Annotated in this window: 18 protein-coding genes and 1 pseudogene; 14 read left to right on the top strand and 5 right to left on the bottom strand. The window is 71.0% G+C overall.

Features of this window, described 5'->3' with window-relative positions:
- Positions 1 to 196: 196 nt before the first annotated feature.
- Both ACH4YP_RS24615 and mycP read left to right on the top strand, forming a co-directional pair.
- Positions 197 to 1,015: a hypothetical protein gene (locus ACH4YP_RS24615; RefSeq protein ID WP_361067121.1), complete on the top strand. Its 819-nt coding sequence runs from the start codon at positions 197 to 199 to the stop codon at positions 1,013 to 1,015.
- Complete coding sequence (gene mycP, locus ACH4YP_RS24610; protein WP_398492483.1) at positions 1,012 to 2,196, top strand: type VII secretion-associated serine protease mycosin; 1,185 nt, start codon at positions 1,012 to 1,014, stop codon at positions 2,194 to 2,196. The genes ACH4YP_RS24615 and mycP overlap by 4 nt, the downstream gene beginning before the upstream one ends.
- A 105-nt stretch (positions 2,197 to 2,301) precedes the next feature.
- On the opposite strand, the gene ACH4YP_RS24605 is transcribed toward mycP, so the two are convergent.
- Positions 2,302 to 3,279: a hypothetical protein gene (locus tag ACH4YP_RS24605; RefSeq protein ID WP_398492482.1), complete on the bottom strand. Its 978-nt coding sequence runs from the start codon at positions 3,277 to 3,279 to the stop codon at positions 2,302 to 2,304.
- A 215-nt stretch (positions 3,280 to 3,494) separates the two neighbouring features.
- On the opposite strand from ACH4YP_RS24605, the gene ACH4YP_RS24600 reads away from it, so the two are divergent.
- Positions 3,495 to 4,274 carry an SseB family protein gene (locus ACH4YP_RS24600; protein WP_361067127.1) on the top strand — a complete coding sequence of 260 codons (780 nt, stop codon included), beginning with the start codon at positions 3,495 to 3,497 and terminating at the stop codon, positions 4,272 to 4,274.
- 62 nt (positions 4,275 to 4,336) lie between these two features.
- Here the strand turns inward: ACH4YP_RS24600 and ACH4YP_RS24595 are convergent, their stop codons facing one another.
- Positions 4,337 to 4,693, bottom strand: a complete 357-nt coding sequence (locus ACH4YP_RS24595) for a DUF1844 domain-containing protein (protein WP_361067130.1) — start codon at positions 4,691 to 4,693, stop codon at positions 4,337 to 4,339.
- Between the two features lie 400 nt (positions 4,694 to 5,093).
- Between ACH4YP_RS24595 and infC the strand changes: the two are divergent.
- The 10 genes and pseudogenes from infC (at position 5,094) to ACH4YP_RS24545 (ending at position 16,541) form a co-directional block, all read left to right on the top strand.
- Positions 5,094 to 5,808 (top strand): annotated as a pseudogene (gene infC, locus ACH4YP_RS24590) (translation initiation factor IF-3).
- Positions 5,809 to 5,939: 131 nt separating this feature from the next.
- Entirely contained in the window at positions 5,940 to 6,134 is a 195-nt protein-coding gene (rpmI, locus tag ACH4YP_RS24585; RefSeq protein ID WP_019065473.1) for a 50S ribosomal protein L35, read from the top strand.
- Positions 6,135 to 6,229: 95 nt separating this feature from the next.
- Positions 6,230 to 6,613: a 50S ribosomal protein L20 gene (gene rplT, locus ACH4YP_RS24580; RefSeq protein WP_266504458.1), complete on the top strand. Its 384-nt coding sequence runs from the start codon at positions 6,230 to 6,232 to the stop codon at positions 6,611 to 6,613.
- A 219-nt stretch (positions 6,614 to 6,832) separates the two neighbouring features.
- A complete protein-coding gene (locus ACH4YP_RS24575) occupies positions 6,833 to 7,675 on the top strand; it encodes a TrmH family RNA methyltransferase (protein WP_398492479.1) in 843 nt (280 codons plus the stop codon).
- Positions 7,676 to 7,754: 79 nt separating this feature from the next.
- Positions 7,755 to 8,900: an ATP-binding protein gene (locus tag ACH4YP_RS24570; RefSeq protein WP_361067138.1), complete on the top strand. Its 1,146-nt coding sequence runs from the start codon at positions 7,755 to 7,757 to the stop codon at positions 8,898 to 8,900.
- Positions 8,901 to 9,068: 168 nt separating this feature from the next.
- Positions 9,069 to 10,217, top strand: a complete 1,149-nt coding sequence (gene pheS / locus ACH4YP_RS24565) for a phenylalanine--tRNA ligase subunit alpha (RefSeq protein ID WP_398492477.1) — start codon at positions 9,069 to 9,071, stop codon at positions 10,215 to 10,217.
- The gene (gene pheT / locus ACH4YP_RS24560; protein WP_398492475.1) at positions 10,217 to 12,718 is read left to right on the top strand and encodes a phenylalanine--tRNA ligase subunit beta; all 2,502 of its coding nucleotides are present in this window, start codon (positions 10,217 to 10,219) and stop codon (positions 12,716 to 12,718) included. Before pheS ends, pheT begins: the two co-directional genes overlap by 1 nt.
- Positions 12,719 to 13,216: 498 nt before the next feature.
- On the top strand, positions 13,217 to 14,242 hold the full coding sequence (locus ACH4YP_RS24555; protein ID WP_398492611.1) for a PP2C family protein-serine/threonine phosphatase: 1,026 nt from the start codon (positions 13,217 to 13,219) through the stop codon (positions 14,240 to 14,242).
- Between the two features lie 288 nt (positions 14,243 to 14,530).
- The gene (locus ACH4YP_RS24550) at positions 14,531 to 15,871 is read left to right on the top strand and encodes a transcriptional regulator (RefSeq protein ID WP_398492473.1); all 1,341 of its coding nucleotides are present in this window, start codon (positions 14,531 to 14,533) and stop codon (positions 15,869 to 15,871) included.
- 124 nt (positions 15,872 to 15,995) lie between these two features.
- Positions 15,996 to 16,541: an NUDIX hydrolase gene (locus tag ACH4YP_RS24545; protein ID WP_055613886.1), complete on the top strand. Its 546-nt coding sequence runs from the start codon at positions 15,996 to 15,998 to the stop codon at positions 16,539 to 16,541.
- Between the two features lie 22 nt (positions 16,542 to 16,563).
- Here the strand turns inward: ACH4YP_RS24545 and ACH4YP_RS24540 are convergent, their stop codons facing one another.
- Together ACH4YP_RS24540 and ACH4YP_RS24535 are read right to left on the bottom strand one after the other, a co-directional pair.
- Positions 16,564 to 16,821, bottom strand: coding sequence for a hypothetical protein (locus ACH4YP_RS24540; protein WP_361067149.1), 258 nt, complete (start codon positions 16,819 to 16,821; stop codon positions 16,564 to 16,566).
- A gap of 254 nt (positions 16,822 to 17,075) precedes the next feature.
- Complete coding sequence (locus ACH4YP_RS24535; protein ID WP_398492470.1) at positions 17,076 to 17,951, bottom strand: 3-hydroxybutyryl-CoA dehydrogenase; 876 nt, start codon at positions 17,949 to 17,951, stop codon at positions 17,076 to 17,078.
- 176 nt (positions 17,952 to 18,127) lie between these two features.
- Here ACH4YP_RS24535 and ACH4YP_RS24530 point away from each other — a divergent pair, with 176 nt between their 5' ends.
- Positions 18,128 to 19,423, top strand: a complete 1,296-nt coding sequence (locus ACH4YP_RS24530; protein WP_398492468.1) for a glycoside hydrolase family 10 protein — start codon at positions 18,128 to 18,130, stop codon at positions 19,421 to 19,423.
- On the opposite strand, the gene ACH4YP_RS24525 is transcribed toward ACH4YP_RS24530, so the two are convergent.
- Complete coding sequence (locus ACH4YP_RS24525) at positions 19,420 to 19,614, bottom strand: DUF1918 domain-containing protein (RefSeq protein WP_361063791.1); 195 nt, start codon at positions 19,612 to 19,614, stop codon at positions 19,420 to 19,422. The two genes, ACH4YP_RS24530 and ACH4YP_RS24525, sit on opposite strands and share 4 nt — an antisense overlap.
- Positions 19,615 to 19,669: the final 55 nt, after the last annotated feature.

Here is a 19,669-nt window from a genome sequence, read left to right as displayed (position 1 = left end):
CTCCGCACGGCGCACCGGCGCTCCGTGGGAGACCCCGTCGGAGACGACCACCAGGCTCCGGCCCGTCCCGGCCGACCCGCCCGCGGCGGGCGGTGCCCCGCGCCGCCCTGAGATCCGCCTGTCCGGCTCGGCGGAGTCCTTCACGGACCCCACTCCGCACGTCACCGAGTCCCCGGACCCGATCCACCGCCCCTTCGTGTCCCTCGCGGCCCCCGACACGTACGACAACGACACCGTCCAGCCGCACACGGGAGGCCGCCGCCCGCGCCCCCGCCTCGCGGCCGTCGTGACCTGCGTCGTGCTGGGGCTCGGGCTCATCGGCGGCGCGGTGACGGGCAGTTGGCTGAGCGGTGACAGTGAGGGCGGGACCGGCACCCCGGACGCGTTCACGGCGGCCGGGGCCCTGTGGCACAGCATCCCCGTGGACGAACTCTTCCCGCCCACCGTCGACGGCGAGGGCGCCGGCCCGGGCGGCGCCGACCGCACGTGGACCCGTATCGCCGTGGCCCCGGACAGCGGCTGCAAGGACGCCTTCGACCCCCTCCTGCGCAAGGCCCTCACCCCCGCGGGCTGTCTGCGCCTCCTGCGCGCGACCTACACGGACGCCACCCGCAGCCACGTCACCACGGTCGGCCTGCTGTTCACGAAGGCGGACTCCGCGGCCATGAGCACCCTGCGCGCCCGGTTCAACGCACAGGGCCTCGACCGGCGGAGCGACCTCATGCCCCGCCCGTACGCGGCGCAGGGCACCCTCGCCGCCGGGTTCGGCGACGCCCAGCGCGCGTCCTGGACCGTTTCGGTCCTGACCGACGCCCCGGTCGTCGTCTACGCCGTCTCCGGCTTCGCCGACGGCCGTGCCGTCACCGAACCGCAGCCCGCCGCGGACGCGATGAAGGCCGACGCCACCACGCCCGCCGCCCAGGGCGGCCTGGGCCACGACGCCCAAGGCCTCGCCGACCGCGTCGAGCGAAGCCTCCGGAAGACCGTCAACTCGGCCACGGAGAAGCCTTCATGACTCGCAGGGCCCTGCACAGGCTGCACAGGAGGGGATTCGTGGTCGGCCTCCTGGCCGCCACCATCGCCCTCCTGCCCGCCACCGCCGCCCACGCCGACGGCATCCGCGCCAAGCAGTGGGCCCTCGACGCGATGCACGCGCAGGAGGCGTGGCAGACGACGAAGGGCAAGGGCATCACCGTCGCCGTCCTCGACACGGGCGTCGACGACGAACACCCGGACCTCGAGGGCAACGTCCTCACCGGCAAGGACATGGTCGGCTTCGGCGCCGGCCGAGGCGACCGCCCCTGGGCCCGCCACGGCACCGCGATGGCCGGCATCATCGCGGGCCACGGACACGGCGCGGGCGACGCCGACGGAGTCATGGGCATCGCCCCCCAGGCGAAGATCCTCCCCGTCCGCGTGATCCTCGAAGACGGCGACTCCGCCCGCGGCAAGGCCCGCAACACCCGCGGCAACGCCCTCGCCGAAGGCATCCGCTGGGCCGCCGACCACGACGCCGACGTCATCAACCTCTCCCTCGGCGACGACTCCAAGTCCGCCCACCCCGAGGCATCCGAGGACGCCGCCGTCCAGTACGCCCTGAAGAAGGGCGCCGTCGTCGTCGCCTCGGCCGGCAACGGCGGCGAGAAGGGCGACCACATCTCGTACCCGGCGGCCTACCCCGGCGTCATCGCCGCGACGGCCGTCGACCGCTACGGCACCCGCGCCTCCTTCTCCACCCGCCGCTGGTACGCCACGGTCAGCGCGCCCGGCGTCGACGTCGTCATCGCCGATCCGGACCGGAAGTACTACGAGGGCTGGGGCACGAGCGCCGCGTCGGCCTTCGTCTCCGGCGCGGTCGCCCTCATCAAAGCGGCCCACCCGGGCCTGTCCCCGGCCCAGATCAAACAGCTCCTGGAGGACACGGCCCGCGACGCCCCCACCGGCGGCCGCGACGACTCCCGGGGCTTCGGCTTCGTGGACCCCGCGGCGGCCATCAAGGCGGGCGCCGACCTGAAGCCCGAGGGCATGAAAGCGGCGGCCCACGACAACAAGTACTTCGGCAACGGCCCCGACGCCGCCAAGAAGGACAAGTCCACCTCGGCCTGGGTGGGCCCCCTGGCCGGCAGCACCGGCGGCGTCCTCCTGGTAGTGGCCGTCATCCTCTGGCGAGGCAGCAGAAGACCGACCGACCCGTAGGGCGCCCCTTGGGGGCGCGGGGCTGTATCGATGTGCGGCTCCGCCGCGTGGGCGCGACCAACCCACCACGGACCCGCACGTCACCCACCGCACCTCGCGGGAGCGTCAGTCCCCCTCGAAGCAAGCCACGGCCGCCTTCGCAACCGCCTCCACCACCGAAACCCCCTTCTCCTTCGACGAGTTGCCGTCGGACAGCACGGCCACCAGAAACTCGCGACCGCCCACACCCACCCGCCCCACACTGTTGATGTCCCACAGCCCGGTCGCACTCCGCGGCAACCACCCGTTCTTCAGGGCGATTTCAGAGGCCCCCACGCCAGACGCGGCCGCGGACACCCCCCAGTCCTGCCCCACGGCGACCTGCCCCATGAGCCCGGCCAGATACGACCGGGAGCCCTCACCCAACTCCGACTCGGAGACCCCGAACACCTGCCGCAACAAGGCGAGTTGATCGGCTGCCGTGGTCTGCGTCAGCCCCCACAACGCCCCGTCCCCACCCTCCGTGTCCAGCAGCCCGAACCGCTCGTTCGCCGCCCGCAACCCCTCCGCCTGCCCGATCGCCGTCCACAGGGCGGTCGCCGACGCGTTGTCACTGTTCCGGATCATCGCGGCGGCGTACGTCTTCTCCTGCGCGGTGAGCCCTCGGCCCGCGTCCTGCGCCCGCAACAGCAGCGAGGCCAGAATGTCGACCTTCACGATGCTCGCGGTGTCGAACGCCCCGTCCCCGTACACAGCGCTCTCACCGGACGACACATCCAGCACCGCCACCGACACCGCCGCCCCGTCCTCGACGGCCACGGCCTTCACCGCCCCGGCGAGCAGCGCGTCCCGGTCCACCACGGGACTGGGGCTGGGACTGGGACTGGGACGGGGGCTGGGACCGGGGCTGGGCTTGGACCTGGAACTGGCCGCGGACGTGGGCACCGCCGAAGATTCCACCGTCGCCTCCATCGCCTGCGTCTTCACGTACATCGTCCCCGAGGACGTGGCGCCCACGAGCACGACGGAGGCGACCGAGGCGTACACGAGAGACCTGCGCCGGGACGGACGGCCACTGCGCGGACGAACTCCGTGGGAGAGCATGCCGCGATCGTGGGCCCCGGCACTGTGCGCCCGGTTAAACGGATGTTAGAAGCGTGTCAGCGATCCCTGAGAAACCCGTGAACTCCGTGAACGACGGGTTTCCGAGCGGCGCAAACCGCACGATCGGCCCACCGGACGGGCCGTGGTTTCCCACCGGACGGACCGCCACCGCCCACCGGAGGGGCCACCGCTCCGCACCGATAGGGTCGGTGCCCGTGGCGAACAAGAACATCCCCGACCCCGGCTTCTCCGACGACGACGGCTCCGCCGACCCCCGGCTGAGCGCGGCGCTCACGGCCTGGGCCGAGGACCGGTCCGCGCACGGCCCCGTCCTCGCAGCGCTCCAGGGGGCCCGGCTCCTCGTCCCCGTGGTCGCCGTGCTCGGCGAGGTCGAGGAGGACGATCAGGAGGGGCGCGAAGCTCCCAAGAAGGGCGGTGGTGGGAGACGGGAGGGCGGGCTGCGCCGCGAGAAGACGAGCGACATGGCCGTCCCCACCCTCAAGGCAGGCGACCGGACCGCCCTGCCCGCCTTCACGTCCACCGAGTCACTGGCCCGCTGGGACCCCGAGGCCCGCCCCGTCGCCGTACCCCTGCACCAGGCTCTCCAGGCCGCCGCCCACGAGAAGGCCGACACCGTCGTACTCGACCTGGCGGGCCCTGTCCCGTACGAGCTCACGGGCCCGGCCCTGCTGGCGCTCGCCGAAGGACGGACGACGACGGACCCGCTGGCCGATCCGGCCGTGGTCGCCGCGGTACGCGCCGCCGTCGCCGACGAGCCCCTGGTGCTCCGCGCCCACCTCGGCCCCGGCCGGGCCGACGGCACTCTCGCCCTCGTACTGGACCCGTCCGCCGCCCCGGCCGAGACCGCCCAGGCCGTCGCCCGGCGCCTCGCCGCGGACGAGACACTGAGGGCCCGCCTGGTACGCGGCCTCGACCTGGCACTCCTGCCGGCCGAGGCGACGCCACCGGGCGAGCCCCTGTACGTACGCCAGTAAGAGACGTACGCCCGTGAAGAAGAAGGCCGGACGTACGCCGGAAGCGGGTGGTGACGGGCGGGTCAGCCGAAGACCGGGCCCGTGTACTTCTCGCCCGGGCCCTGGCCCGGCTCGTCCGGGACGAGGGACGCCTCGCGGAACGCCAGCTGCAGCGACTTCAGGCCGTCACGCAGCGGGGCCGCGTGGAAGGAGCTGATCTCGGTCGTGCTCGCGTCGAGCAGCCCGGCCAGCGCGTGCACCAGCTTGCGCGCCTCGTCGAGGTCCTTGAACTTGTCGCCCTCCTCGGTCAGACCGAGCTTCACGGCGGCGGCGCTCATCAGGTTGACGGCGACCGTCACGAGGACCTCGACCGCGGGGACCTCCGCGATGTCGCGGGTCATGGCGTCGAAGTCGGGGGTCTGGGGAGGGGTCTCACTCATGCCCACACGATAGGCCCCGGCCCGGCGGCCTCCGTCCGCGGGAGCCCCCGGCCCCGCCTCGTGGGAGGCCCGGGAAACAGTGCGTGCAGGCCGATTCGCACCACCCCGGGGGAGCTGCTAACCTTGTGTAACGACCGGCCGGTCACTCCTGTGCCCGGCCCGCAAGTGGAGGCTCCGATCTCCCACCCGACCATCCTCCGGGACGGCGGGTCACCCGGTCAGGCGGCCACCATCGTTCCGTACGGACGATGGAGTCGCTGGATATGCGCCCCGCGGGCCACCGCGGCGGTGCTCCGGTCATTCTTGGAGCCACCGCCTGTGTCCCGTCCGGGGCATTTTTCATGTGCCGCGGTGGTTGGTTCAGTGAAACAGACGTACGCGAGCTGTCTGCCAGACAGCCGTGTGGTGCTATCCGAGGAGGATCCATCAGCACCGAGCCCCGCATCAACGACCGGATTCGCGTTCCCGAGGTGCGACTTGTCGGTCCCAGCGGCGAGCAGGTCGGGATTGTTCCGCTTGCCAAGGCCCTGGAGCTTGCGCAGGAGTACGACCTCGACCTGGTCGAGGTGGCGGCGAGCGCTCGTCCGCCCGTCTGCAAGCTCATGGACTACGGGAAGTTCAAGTACGAGTCGGCCATGAAGGCCCGTGAGGCGCGCAAGAACCAGGCGCACACGGTCATCAAGGAGATGAAGCTCCGGCCGAAGATCGACCCGCACGACTATGACACCAAGAAGGGTCACGTCGTCCGGTTCCTCAAGCAGGGCGACAAGGTCAAGATCACGATCATGTTCCGTGGTCGCGAGCAGTCCCGGCCTGAGCTTGGCTACCGACTGCTGCAGCGTCTCGCTTCGGACGTCGAGGACCTCGGGTTCGTCGAGTCGAACCCGAAGCAGGACGGCCGAAACATGATCATGGTTCTCGGTCCGCACAAGAAGAAGACCGAGGCGATGGCCGAGGCCCGCGAGGCCCAGGCGGCACGCAAGGCGGAGGCGAAGGCCAACCCGGGCAAGTCGCAGAACCACACGGGCGACGACATTCCCGAGGGGGAGGTCGCCGACACCGACGCCGATGTCGAGACCGCCGAGGCCCAGGCCGAGGCTCCCGCCGAGGCCTGATCCCGGGGCGCGAGTCCCAAGGGGGTTCCCGGATGCGAGTCCGGGGACGTCAACCGATACACATGACGTTCCGTTGTGCCCGGTTTCACGACCGGGCACAGGAGCGCCACTGACGAGGAGAGAACGGCGCTATGCCGAAGAACAAGTCGCACAGCGGTGCCAGCAAGCGCTTCAAGATCACCGGCTCCGGCAAGGTGCTCCGCGAGCGTGCCGGCAAGCGCCACCTGCTCGAGCACAAGTCGTCGCGCGTGACGCGCCGCCTCACCGGCAACGCCGAGATGGCCCCGGGCGACGCCAAGAAGATCAAGAAGCTTCTCGGCAAGTGACGTCCGGGCGCCTCGGCGCCGTACGTCTGGACCGGGACCCAATCGATTTCGGGCCGTGTGACGACCACCACGGCCCCGCTACAAGGAGTTAAAAAGTGGCACGCGTCAAGCGGGCAGTCAACGCCCACAAGAAGCGCCGGGCGATCCTCGAAGCCGCCAGCGGCTACCGCGGTCAGCGTTCGCGCCTGTACCGCAAGGCCAAGGAGCAGGTCACCCACTCCCTGGTCTACAACTACAACGACCGCAAGAAGCGCAAGGGCGACTTCCGTCGGCTGTGGATCCAGCGCATCAACGCCGCTGCCCGCGCCAACGGCATCACCTACAACCGCTTCATCCAGGGTCTGAACGCGGCCAACATCGAGGTCGACCGCAAGATCCTCGCGGAGCTGGCCGTCAACGACGCGAACGCGTTCGCCGCGCTCGTCGAGGTCGCGCAGAAGGCGCTGCCGTCGGACGTCAACGCGCCGAAGGCTGCGTGACGCTCGCGCTGGCCTTGGCCGGAACCGCTGTGGACCCGCTCGCCTCTCGGCTGGCGGGTCCACTTGTGTTTTCCTCCGCCGCGCGTGGGGCCCGCCGGTTCGGCACCGCCGGAATCCACCGTCGTGGCTGAACGCCGCCGCGGCGGAAACAAGTGGCCCGCCCCGGCCCCGTGAACCCGGCGGAACGACGTGCCCCACCCGTGAACCAAAGGTGAACCCATGCCTGTCGGCCCCGAGCTGATCTCCCCCCGTTCCGCGCGCGTTTCCGCCGCTCGGCGGCTTGCCAGGCGGAACTTCCGGGGGAAGGAGCGGCTGTTCCTCGCGGAGGGGCCGCAGGCCGTGCGGGAGGCTGCCGGGCATCGGGGGGACGGCGGCGAGACACTCGTCGAGCTCTTCGTGACGCCGGACGCCGCCGAGCGGTACGCCGACATCGTGGGCGAGGCCCGGGACACCGGCGCCCGGGTGCACCTCGCCGCCGAGGACGTGATCGCGGACATCTCCACGACCGTCACCCCACAGGGACTCGTCGGGGTCTGCCGGTTCCTGGACACGCCGTTCGAGGAGATCCTCAAGGCCGCGCCCAGGCTGGTCGCCGTACTGGCGAACGTCCGGGACCCCGGGAACGCCGGCACCGTCCTGCGCTGCGCCGACGCCGCGGGCGCCGACGCCGTCGTCCTCACCGACGCGTCCGTCGACCTCTACAACCCCAAGTCCGTACGGGCGTCGGTCGGTTCGCTGTTCCATCTGCCCGTCGCGGTCGGCGTACCCGTGGAGCACGCGGTGCAGGGGCTGAAGGACGCCGGGGTGCGGATTCTCGCCGCCGACGGAGCGGGCGAGGACGACCTCGACGACGAGCTCGACAAGGGCACCATGAGCGGGCCCACCGCCTGGGTCTTCGGGAACGAGGCGTGGGGGCTCCCGGAGGAGACGCGCGCGCTGGCGGACGCCGTCGTGCGCGTGCCCATCCACGGCAAGGCCGAGAGCTTGAACCTCGCGACGGCTGCCGCCGTATGTCTCTACGCGTCGGCTCGTGCGCAGCGTGCCCGCCGTGCTGGTTCCTGAGGGGGTCCGTTCGGTCACTCCCAGCTAGTAGGGTGACGGGCTCGGGGGCCCTGCGCCAGACGAGAGGTGGGGTACGGGGATGAGTGTCGGCACGAGCGGTGCGAAGAGCGCACTGCGGGCACATGACGTGCGGAACGCGCCCGCGTCCCGGCACGGCGATCTCGCCGAACTCGGCATCGACCCCGACGAACTACCCGACGGACTCGTGATCGCCGACGAGCGCGGCCGGGTGATCTGCTTCAACGCCGCGGCCGCCCGCATCACCGCCACGCCCGCCGCCGACGCCCTCGGCCGGCATCTCGAACGGGCCCTGCCGTTGGAGGACCTCGAAGGCCGCCGCTGGTGGCAGCTGACCGACCCGTACGGCGGGCTGGCCATCCGGGTCGGACAGCCCGAGCGCAATCTGCTGCTCCCCGGGGGCCGGGAGGTCCTGGTCTCGGCACGGTACGTGCGGGTGCGGCCCACCGGCCCGGTCCGCCGCGTCGTCGTCTCCCTCCGCGACACCGAGGCCCGTCGCCGCACCGAGCGCAGTCACGCCGAGCTGATCGCCACGGTCGCCCACGAGCTGCGCTCGCCGCTCACCTCGGTGAAGGGCTTCACGGCGACGCTGCTCGCCAAGTGGGAGCGGTTCACGGACGACCAGAAGAAGCTGATGCTGGAGACGGTCGACGCGGACGCCAACCGGGTCACCCGCCTCATCGCCGAGCTCCTCGACATCTCACGCATCGACTCCGGGCGCCTCGAACTGCGCCGTCAGCCCGTCGACATAGGTGCCGCCGTCGGCCGGCACATCCAGGCGTACGTCGCCTCCGGCCAGTCGGCCGACCGCTTCCTGCTGCGCATCGGCCAGCCCCTGCCCGATCTGTGGGCCGACCCCGACAAGGTCGACCAGGTGCTCAGCAACCTGCTGGAAAATGCGGTGCGACACGGCGAGGGAACCGTCACCATCGACGTGGAGCCCGCGCCGTCCCTCCGCGAAGGAGAGGACGCCTGCACGTCGGTCACGGTGAGCGACGAAGGCCCCGGCATCCCGGAGGAGTCCATGAACCGCGTCTTCACCCGCTTCTGGCGGGGCAGCAAGCGCGGCGGCACCGGCCTCGGCCTCTACATCGTCAAGGGCATCGTCGAAGCCCACGGCGGCACCATCACGGTCGGCCGCGCCCCCGAGGGCGGCGCACAGTTCCGATTTACGTTGCCCGTGGGCACCCCGGCGTACCTGCAGTAACGCCGAAGCGGCCCCACGGGCGCATTCGCATACCTCACCCCCGTTAGACTCGGCCTTTGGCACCTTTGCGTCCCCTTTTCAGGGACAGGGCGTCTCGTTTTCAGAGACAGGGCGTCCCGCGAGTCGCGACGGGGACCGTTGGCCAACCAATCGGAAGCACGGGAAGAGATGTCGGCACCGAACAAGTCGTACGACCCTGTTGAGGTCGAGGCACTGAAACCGGAAGAGATCGAGCGCATGCGGGACGAGGCGCTCGCCGCCTTCGCCGCCGCCGGTGACCTCGACGCGCTCCAGGAGGCCAAGGTCGCCCACACCGGCGGCGCCTCGCCGCTGGCCCTCGCCAACCGCGAGATCGGCGCCCTGCCCCCGCACGCCAAGGCCGCCGCCGGCAAGCTCGTCGGCCAGGCCCGCGGCGCGGTGAACAAGGCGCTCGCCGGCCGCCAGGCCGAGCTGGAGGCCGAGCGCGACGCACGTGTGCTGGTCGAGGAGGCCGTGGACGTCACGCTGCCCCACGACCGCGTACCGTCCGGCGCCCGGCACCCGCTGACCATCATGATGGAGCGGGTCGCGGACGTCTTCGTGTCCATGGGATACGAGATCGCCGAGGGCCCCGAGGTCGAGGCGGAGTGGTTCAACTTCGACGCCCTGAACTTCGGCCCGGACCACCCGGCCCGGCAGATGCAGGACACCTTCTTCGTACAGGGCCCCAAGGGCGCCAACGGTTCCAATGGCGCCGACAGCGACGGCGAGTCCGGTGTCGTGCTGCGCACCCACACCTCGCCCGTGCAGGCCCGCGCACTGCTCGACCGGGAGCCGCCCGTCTACGTCGTGTGCCCCGGCCGCGTGTACCGCACGGACGAGCTGGACGCCACGCACACCCCGGTCTTCCACCAGATCGAGCTGCTCGCCGTCGACGAGGGCCTGACCATGGCTGACCTCAAGGGCACCCTGGACCACATGGTCCAGTCGCTCTTCGGCGCGGACATGAAGACTCGGCTGCGTCCGAACTACTTCCCCTTCACCGAGCCGTCCGCCGAGATGGACATGCTCTGCTACGTCTGCAAGGGCGAGTCCATCGGCAACCCCGACCGCCCCTGCCGCACCTGCTCCAGCGAGGGCTGGATCGAGCTCGGCGGCTGCGGCATGGTCAACCCGCGTGTGCTGACCGCGTGCGGTGTGGACCCCGAGAAGTACAGCGGATTCGCCTTCGGGTTCGGCATCGAGCGGATGCTGATGTTCCGCCACAACGTCGAAGACATGCGAGACATGGTCGAGGGTGACGTCCGGTTCACCCGGCCGTTCGGGATGGAGATCTGATGCGGGTCCCGCTTTCCTGGCTGCGGGAGTACGTCGACCTCCCCGCCACCGAGACCGGCCGCGACGTGCAGGCCAAGCTCGTCTCCGCCGGCCTTGAGGTCGAGAGGGTCGAGCAGCTCGGCGCCGACCTCAAGGGCCCCCTCGTCGTCGGCAAGGTGCTGACCATCGAGGAGCTGGAGGGCTTCAAGAAGCCCATCCGCTTCTGCACGGTCGACGTAGGTCAGGCCAACGGCACCGGTGAGCCGCAGGAGATCGTCTGCGGCGCCCGCAACTTCGCCGTCGGCGACAAGGTCGTCGTGGTCCTGCCCGGCGCCGTGCTGCCCGGCAACTTCGCGATCGCCGCGCGCAAGACGTACGGCAAGACCTCGCACGGCATGATCTGCTCCGGCGACGAGCTGGGCATGGGCGACGACGGCACCGGCGGGATCATCGTCCTGCCGCCCGAGCACGAGGTCGGTACCGACGCCGTCGAGCTGCTCGAACTCGTCGACGAGGTCCTCGACATCGCCGTCACGCCCGACCGCGGCTACGCGCTGTCGATGCGCGGCGTCGCCCGCGAGGCCGCCACCGCGTACGGCCTGCCGCTGCGCGACCCGGCGCTGCTCGACGTACCGGGCCCGAACGCGTTCGGCCACCCCGTGCAGGTCTCCGACCCGCAGGGCTGCGACCGCTTCACCGCGCGCACCGTCACCGGTCTGTCGCCCGAGGCGCGCTCCCCGATCTGGCTGCGGCGCCGCCTCCAGAAGGCGGGCATGCGCCCGATCTCGCTGGCCGTCGATATCACCAACTACGTGATGCTGGAGCTCGGTCAGCCCCTGCACGCGTACGACCGTTCCCGCGTCCAGGGCACGATCGGTGTGCGCCGGGCCGAGCCGGGCGAGAAGCTCACCACCCTCGACGGCGCCAAGCGCACGCTGGACGCCGAGGACCTGGTGATCACCGACGACCGCGGGCCGATCGGCCTGGCCGGTGTCATGGGCGGTGCCAACACCGAGATCGACGACACCGAGGGCACCACCACCGAGGTCGTCGTCGAGGCCGCGCACTTCGACCCGATCTCCATCGCGCGCACGGCCCGCCGTCACAAGCTGGCCTCCGAGGCGTCCAAGCGCTTCGAGCGGGGCGTCGACCCCCAGGCCACGTCCGCCGCCGCCCAGCGCACGGTCGACCTGCTGGTCCTCCTCGCGGGCGGCACCGCCGACGGGGGCGTCACCGAGGTCATCGCGCCCTCGGCGCCGCGCACCATCAGCATCCCGGCGAACCACCCGGACAAGGTCGCGGGCGTCGACTACGGCCGCGAGACCGTCGTACGCCGTCTTCAGCAGGTCGGCTGCGACGTCTACGGGCAGGACGAGCTGATCGTCACCGTGCCGTCCTGGCGGCCCGACCTGACGGACCCGAACGACCTGGCCGAAGAGGTCATCCGGCTTGAGGGCTACGAGAACCTGCCCTCGACGCTGCCGAAGCCCCCCGCGGGTCTCGGCCTCACCGACCGGCAGCGGCTGCACCGCCGGGTCGGCCGCGCGCTGGCCGGCGCCGGCTATGTCGAGGCGCTGAACTACCCGTTCATCGGCGAGCCCGTCTTCGACCAGCTCGGCCTGGCCGCCGACGACCCGAAGCGCCGGGTCGTCAAGCTGGTCAACCCGCTCTCCGACGAGGAGCCCGCGCTCCGTACGACGCTGCTGCCGGGCCTCCTCCAGGCCCTGCGCCGCAACGACGGGCGGGGCTCGCACGACCTGGCGCTCTTCGAGACGGGCCTGGTCTTCCACCCGCAGGACGAACTGCGCGTCGCGGTGCGGCTGCCCGTCGACCGCCGTCCCACGGACGAGGAGATCGCGTCCCTCACCGACGCGCTCCCCGTCCAGCCCCGGCACGCCGCCGTCGTCCTCGCGGGCGCCCGTGAGCAGGCCGGCTGGTGGGGCAAGGGCCGCCCGGCCGACTGGGCCGACGCCGTCGAGGCCGCGCGCGCCCTCGCCCACGAGGCGGGGACCGAACTCCTCGTGCGCCAGGGCCAGTACGGGCCGTGGCACCCGGGCCGCTGCGCCGAGCTCGCCGTCGTCGTGGACGGCGCCGAGCGGGTCATCGGGTACGCGGGCGAGCTGCACCCCCGTGTCCTCAAGGCCCTGGGGCTGCCCGCGCGAGCCTGTGCGATGGAGCTGAACCTGGACGTGCTGGAGCAGGCGAGTGCGGGACTTCCCAAGGGCCCCCACGTGTCGACCTTCCCGGTGGCCACGCAGGATGTCGCGCTGGTCGTCTCCGGGGACGTCCCGGCGGCCGACGTCGAGGCCGCGCTCCGCGAGGGCGCGGGCGAACTGCTGGAGTCCATCCGGCTGTTCGACGTCTACGAGGGAGAGCAGCTCGGCGAGGGACGGAAGTCGCTGGCGTACGCGTTGCGCTTCCGCGCGGACGATCGCACGTTGACCGTGGACGAGGCCTCCGCGGCGCGTGACGCTGCCGTTGCCCTCGCGGGCGAGCGTGCGGGGGCTGTTCTTCGGAGCTAGCTCTTCGTAGGTGGTGCCGGGGAACTGCGGGTTGATGGCTTGCTGCGGCTGCGGCTGCGTCGTGGCTTGTTGCGCAGTTCCCCGCGCCCCTTTTCAGGGGCCTGCGGCTGGTCGCGCTCTCGCGGCGGAGCCGCAAAATTCACAGCCCCGCGCCCCTTTCGGGGCGCTGTTCGTGTCACCTCACTCATTCGGGTGACAAGTGTGGGCGATCCGGGCCGATCGGGGCAGGCGGTCGACAGAATCGACCCGGCCGAACAGGCCGGTGCCTGCGCTGAACAGGGCCTTAGGGGGGCCATCGGCATGATCCATACCAAGGCTGGGGGTTTCCGTCGGGCCGGTCCCGGGGTGGGCCACCGGACACGATGGCGGAAAACCGTATCCCGGACGCTCGGTCGCACACAGGCCGACAGGCTGCACCGTGCCAGGGCCCGCCGACTGGGCCGCAGCGAGGCCCGTCGGCTCGGCCGGGACCAGCAACGACTGCGGCGGGTACTGGAGATGGGGCTGCCCGCGGTGTGGGGCGCGGCGGCGATCACGTACAAACTGGCCTGTCCGCTCGCCCAGGAGGACGGGCTCGGCGCCCGGATCGTCACCTGCGCCGTCTTCTTCGCCGTCGGCACGGGCCTGATGCTGCACGTCAGACGAGGGCTGCTGCGCGAACTCCGACAGATCCGCAAGGTCGCGGGAGCCGCCCAGGGCGCCCTCCTCCGTCCGCCGCCGCCGCGTGTCGACGGGCTGAACATCGCGGCGGCGCAGTTCTCCGCAGACCGCGGGGCCACCGTCGGGGGAGACCTGTACGAGGTGATCGGCACCGAGCACGGTGTGCGGATCGTGATGGGCGACGTCCGCGGGCACGGACTCGCCGCCCTCGGTACCGTCGCCGCCGTGCTCGGCAGCTTCCGCGAGGCCGTCCACGACGAGGCCGAACTCACGGGCGTACTACGGAGGCTGGAGCGCGCGATGGCCAGGCATCTGCGGGAGCGCGCGAAGGCCGAGCATCCCTCGTCCGGGCTCGACCCCGACAACCCGGTCGCCGAGGAGTTCGTCACCCTGCTGCTCCTGGAGATCGGCCCCGACGGCGAGATGCGCGCCCTCAACTGCGGTCACCCGTGGCCGTATCTGCTGAGCCACCACACGGGACCGGCCGGCGTACGAGGACATGTGGAGCACCTCGCCGTCGGTGGCCCCCTGCCTCCCCTCGGGCTCTTCCCGCTCCCCGCCGAGCTGCCCGTCGTCCGCTGCGGGCCCTTCCTGCCCGGCGAGGCGCTCTTCCTGCACACCGACGGTGTCGAGGACGCCCGCGACGGCGACGGCCGGTTCTTTCCCCTCGCCACCACGCTCACCGAGGCCGCCCGCACCCAACCGGTCTCACCCCAGGCGGTACTCCGCACGGTCCTCACCCAACTCCTGCGGCACGCGGGAGGATTCCCGACGGACGACGTGGCCGTACTGGTCCTGCGCAACGATCGAGCGAAAGTGCCTGCCCAACAGGGCAAACCGGAGGCTCACAACAGCGCCCTATAGGGCGCTGTTACCTCGCACAACCGAGTGGACGACCCGGCGGTGCCGTCCGCCCCGCCACGGAGTGTCGGGCAGGCGGCTGGGCGGACGGCGCGAATCGGGCCGCCGCACTGTACGAGGGGGAGCCGGCGGCCCGGCCGGCCTCTTACGAGGCAATTCAGTCAACCGGGTAGCAACTCTCCGCAACAGCGCGCGTACTGCCCGGATTCGGGCACTCCGTTCACACCCCGTGTGAAGACGGAGGCGCTACGTTAAGCAGCACCGTCTGCACCGAGCCACCGGATGGCCTTCATGCAGCCCAACACTCTGCTCGACGCGATCCTCGACGAGGCCGGGATCTCGCACGCGGGACTCGCCGCCCATGTGAACCAGGCAGGCCGGGCACGTGGCCTCGCACTCCGTTACGAACACACGGCCGTGGCGCGGTGGCTGAAGGGTCAGCGACCGCGCGGCCAGGTGCCCGACCTGATGTGCGAGGTGCTCGCCGGCCGGCTCCAACGGCCCGTCACACTCGACGACATCGGCCTCGGCATGCCCGGCGAACCGGCCACCCCGCACGGCACGACGCTCTCCGGCTTCGTGGAGCGGGCCACCGCGCTGTGGCGCTCCGACGAACAGCAGCGGCCGCACATCCTCGGCGCTCCCGCCGTCACCGGCACGCCCGCCGTGATGCCCGTGTGGGAGTGGGAGAACCCGCCCGAGGACGTGGACGTCTCGCGCGGCGGACGGCATCGCGTGAGCATGTCCGACATCGAGATGCTGCGCGCCGCCCGCGCCCACTACGAGCAGATGTACCGCAAGGCCGGCGGCGTGGCGACCCGTACCCGCATCGTCGGATTCCTCAACTCCGAGACCGCGCCGCTCCTCAGAGGCAGCTACACCGACGCCACCGGCCGCCAGTTGCACCGGGCCACCGGCGGTCTGGTGGCGATCGCGGGCATCTGCGCCTACGACTCCGACGCGCACGGCCTGGCCCAGCGGTACTTCCACCAGGCGCTCAGACTCGCGAAAGCCAGCGGGGACAGGGGACTTGGCGCCTACGTCATCGCGCTCCTCGTCAACCAGGCGCTGTTCATGCGCGAGCACCGGCAGGCGGTCGCCTTCGCGGAGGCCGCGCTGCGCGCCGCGGGCCGGCACATCACTCCGGCGCTCGCCTCCGACCTCTACGCGATGCAGGCCAAGGCGTACGCACACCTCGGCGACGGCAGCAGCGCGCTGTCCTGCATCCGGCGTGCCGAGCAGGCCGCCGAGCGCATCCGGCGCGGCTACGAACCGGACGAGACCGGCTATGTCCAACCCGGGCTGGTCAACGTACAGGTGGCGGAGGCACTGCTGAGCCTCGGCGACCTGTCCGCCGCGCGGGAGCACGCCGCGGCGGCCGTGGACAATCCGGCGCACGACCGGGGCAGGGTGCACCGGCTCGCCATGCTCAGCCAGATCGAACTGCGCCAGGGCAACGCCGACAAGGCGGTGGTCACCGCGGTCGAGATGGCGGAGCGGGCGCGGGGGATGGAGTCCCAGCGGCTGCGCGACAGACTGCGGGCGGTACGCGAACACCTGGTGGCCAACGGGTGCGCGGGCACCTCCGAAGCCGCTGAACTCATCGACGGAGCACTGCGCGTACCGCTCTAGACGTTCCGGCCACCGCGGGGAGCCCCCGAGCCTCCCCGCGGTGGGCAACTCTGTGCCTGCCGCTGCGCTGTGAAGACGCTCCTGCTGCCATATTGCCATCTACTCGGCGGAAGGTGGCAGAACCGTGCAGTGGACGAAACTGAACGAACAAACTGTGTACGCAAACCGCTGGTTCAGCGTCAATCTCGCAGATGTCGAGTTGCCGGACGGTCGGCACCTCGATCACTTCTTAATACGGCTGCGGCCCGTCGCCGTGGCCACCGTGGTGAATGAGGCGAACGAGGTGCTGCTTCTGTGGCGGCACCGCTTCATCACCGACAGCTGGGGATGGGAGCTTCCCGCGGGTGTCGTCGAGGACGGCGAGGACATCGCCGTCGCGGCGGCCCGCGAACTGGAGGAGGAGACCGGGTGGCGACCGGGACCTCTGCGCCATCTGATGAGCGTCGAGCCGTCCAACGGGCTCACCGACGCACGGCACCACATCTACTGGGCCGACGAAGGCGCGTACATCGGGCATCCCGTGGACGACTTCGAGTCGGACCGTCGGGAGTGGGTTCCCCTCAAGCTCGTCCCCGACATGGTCGCCCGCGGCGAGGTCCCGGCCGCCAACATGGCAGCCGCGCTGCTCCTCCTGCACCATCTGAGGCTCGGGCAGGACGCATTGCCCTGATCCCCCGACCGCGTCCTGGGGCCTAGCGGCCCAGAGCCTGATAGACCGCCACGGCGAGCGCGCCCACGGCCGTGACGACCGCTACCGCGCGCAGCGGCCAGCGGGTGTGTTCCAGTGTGACGATCCGTGCGCTCAGGTCGTCCACTTCCTTGGCGGTCTGTTCGGCGCGATGGCTGAGCAGAGCCAGGCCGCCCTCGACGCGGGCATGAGCCACATCGAGTCGGCGGCGTAACTCTGCGAGTTCTCCATGGACCACGGGATGCTCCGGGTCGGCGGTCACGGGTCCGCTCCTTTCCGTAGTCGTCACATCCGCTTCATGCGCACGGAAAGTCAACTCGCCTGGTGGACACGTGGGGAGAGTGTGCGAGGGGCATATGCGAGCCCGCCGCGCACACGGTGTGTGAATGCCGCGGGCCCGGCTCCCCAAAGGGAGCCGGGCCCGCGTCGGCCTGAGGTTATACGGACGGTAGCAAGCCGCAACGAACCCGCAGGCAACGGACAACCCGCGGGAGCGCTCGGCTGGTTACGCAGAAATCAGGCGTAAGTGTAGAAACCGGAGCCGGACTTGCGTCCGAGCCGCCCCGCGTCGACCATCCGCTGAAGCAGCGGCGGAGCCGCGTACAGCGGTTCCTTGTACTCCTCGTACATCGAGTACGCGACGGACGACACCGTGTCGAGACCGATCAGGTCGGACAGCTTGAGCGGCCCCATCGGATGGGCGCACCCCAGCTCCATGCCGTTGTCGATGTCCTCGCGGCTCGCCATGCCGGACTCGAACATCCGGATCGCGGAGAGCAGATACGGGATCAGCAGCGCGTTGACCACGAAGCCCGAGCGGTCCTGCGCACGGATCGCGTGCTTGCCGAGGGTCTTCTCGACCAGCAACTGGGCCCGGCTGATGGTGCCCTCGGACGTGGTGAGCGCCGGGATCAGCTCGACGAGCTTCTGCACCGGGGCCGGGTTGAAGAAGTGGATGCCGATGACCTGGTCGGGACGCGACGTGGCGACGGCGAGCTTCACCAGCGGGATCGAGGAGGTGTTGGAGGCGAGGATCGCGTCCTGCCGGGTCACCACCTGGTCCAGCACCTGGAAGATCTCGGTCTTCACCTGCTCGTTCTCGACGACCGCCTCGATCACCAGATCGCGGTCGGAGAACTCGCCGAGGTCGGTGGTGAAGGAGAGCCGCGCCTGGGTGGCGTCGCGCTCCTCCCCGGAGATCTTGCCGCGCTCGGCTGCCTTGGAGAGCGAGTTGTGGAGCCGGGTCCGGCCGATCTCCAACGCCTCACCGGTGGTCTCGGCGACCTTCACGTCCAGTCCGGCGCGGGCGCACACCTCGGCGATGCCCGCCCCCATCTGGCCGCAGCCCACCACTCCGACGCGTGCAATGTCTCCCGCCGGGATGTCCGTCACATCGTCCCTTTCGCTCTCACTCGTCACCTGGCCCGACAGGTCCCCGTCGTCCGGCGCCTGTCACCGCCACGCACGTTACTCCGGAACCGCACACGATCGTCCGGCCGGGTCGGGCATGCTGTGCGGTGGAAACGGTCCGTGACCAGGCGGACCCGGAGTGTTGGGGAGCGTGCGGCATGAGGCGTATGTCACGTCGGGGATTCGCGGCGGCCGCGGCGGTCGGGCTGACGGGACTCGTGACGGCGGGACTGGCGGTGGCGGCGGAGGTCTCCGGGGGCGACGGACGAGATGGCGACTCGGGGGGCGACGACTCCCGGCCCCGCAGGCGCCGTGCTCCGGCCGGTGAACTGCGTGGCATGTGGCTGGCGACCGTCGCCAACCGTGACTGGCCCTCGAAGCCCGGGCTGACCGCGGCCCGGCAGCGCGCCGAACTGCTCGCCCACCTCGACCAGGCGGTGGAGCGCCGGCTGAACGCGGTGATCTTCCAGGTGCGGCCCACGGCCGACGCGCTGTGGCCCTCGCCGTACGAGCCCTGGGCGCAGTGCCTCACCGGCGTCCAGGGCAAGGCCCCCGGCTGGGACCCGCTCGGCACCGCCGTGAAGGAGGCCCACGCGCGCGGTCTGGAACTGCACGCCTGGTTCAACCCGTACCGGATCGCCAACCACACCGACCCGACGAAACTCGTCGCCTCGCACCCCGCGCGCAAGCACCCCGACTGGGTAGTGCCCTACGGCGGGAAGCTATACTACAACCCGGGGCTGCCCGAGGTCCGCGCGTTCGTCCAGGACGCGATGCTCGACGCGGTGAAGAAGTACGCCGTGGACGCCGTGCACTGGGACGACTACTTCTACCCGTATCCGGTCGCGGGCCAGGTCTTCGACGACGACGACGCGTATGCCGCGTACGGCGGCGACTTCGCCGACCGGGCGGCCTGGCGGAGGAACAACATCGACCGGCTGGTGCTGGAGACGGCCACCCGGATCAAGAAGGTCCGGCCGGGCACGAAGTTCGGGGTCAGCCCCTTCGGGGTATGGCGCAACGCCACGACCGACTCGCGGGGCTCGGACACCCGGGCCGGGGTGCAGACGTACGACGATCTGCACGCCGACACCAGGAAATGGGTCCGGCAGGGCTGGATCGACTACATCGTCCCGCAGCTCTACTGGAACATCGGCTTCGCCGCCGCCGACTACGCGAAGCTGGTCCCCTGGTGGGCCGAGGCAGCGCGCGGCAGCAGCACGAAGCTGTACGTGGGTGAGGCGCTCTACAAGGCGGGTGACCCCGCGCAGCCCGCGGCCTGGCAGGACGTGGCCGAGCTGTCCCGCCACCTCACCTTCGCGCGGGACCACCCGGAGGTACGCGGGCACATCTTCTTCTCCGCCAGGGAAGTGGCGGCCGACAGCATCGGGGCCATGGCACGCGTGGTCGCCGACCACTACAAGCAGCCGGCGAAGCCCGCGCGCAAGGCCTAGCGGGTTTCCTCGTGGTGCTGGACCACGCAGTCGGGGCCGGGTGACATCAGGGTCTCGTGGCCGTCCTCGAAGCGGACCCGGTAAGGGGGACTGCCCTTCTGCCCGAGTACCTCGATGACTTCCGCGACCTTGTCGTGCTGCCCGACGATCCTGCCGTGCACCAGCAGATGGTCGCCTACGGTTGCTTGCATCTGTAGGGCCTCCTCGTTCCGCACGGGAGTAGCGGTTGGTGGCCGTAAGTCTACG

Origin of the sequence: Streptomyces sp. NPDC020747 (genome assembly GCF_044334695.1) — a bacterium.
Lineage (GTDB): Bacteria > Actinomycetota > Actinomycetes > Streptomycetales > Streptomycetaceae > Streptomyces.
Note: the sequence above shows the minus strand (reverse complement) of the source record. Positions and strands in the feature narration are given on the sequence as shown.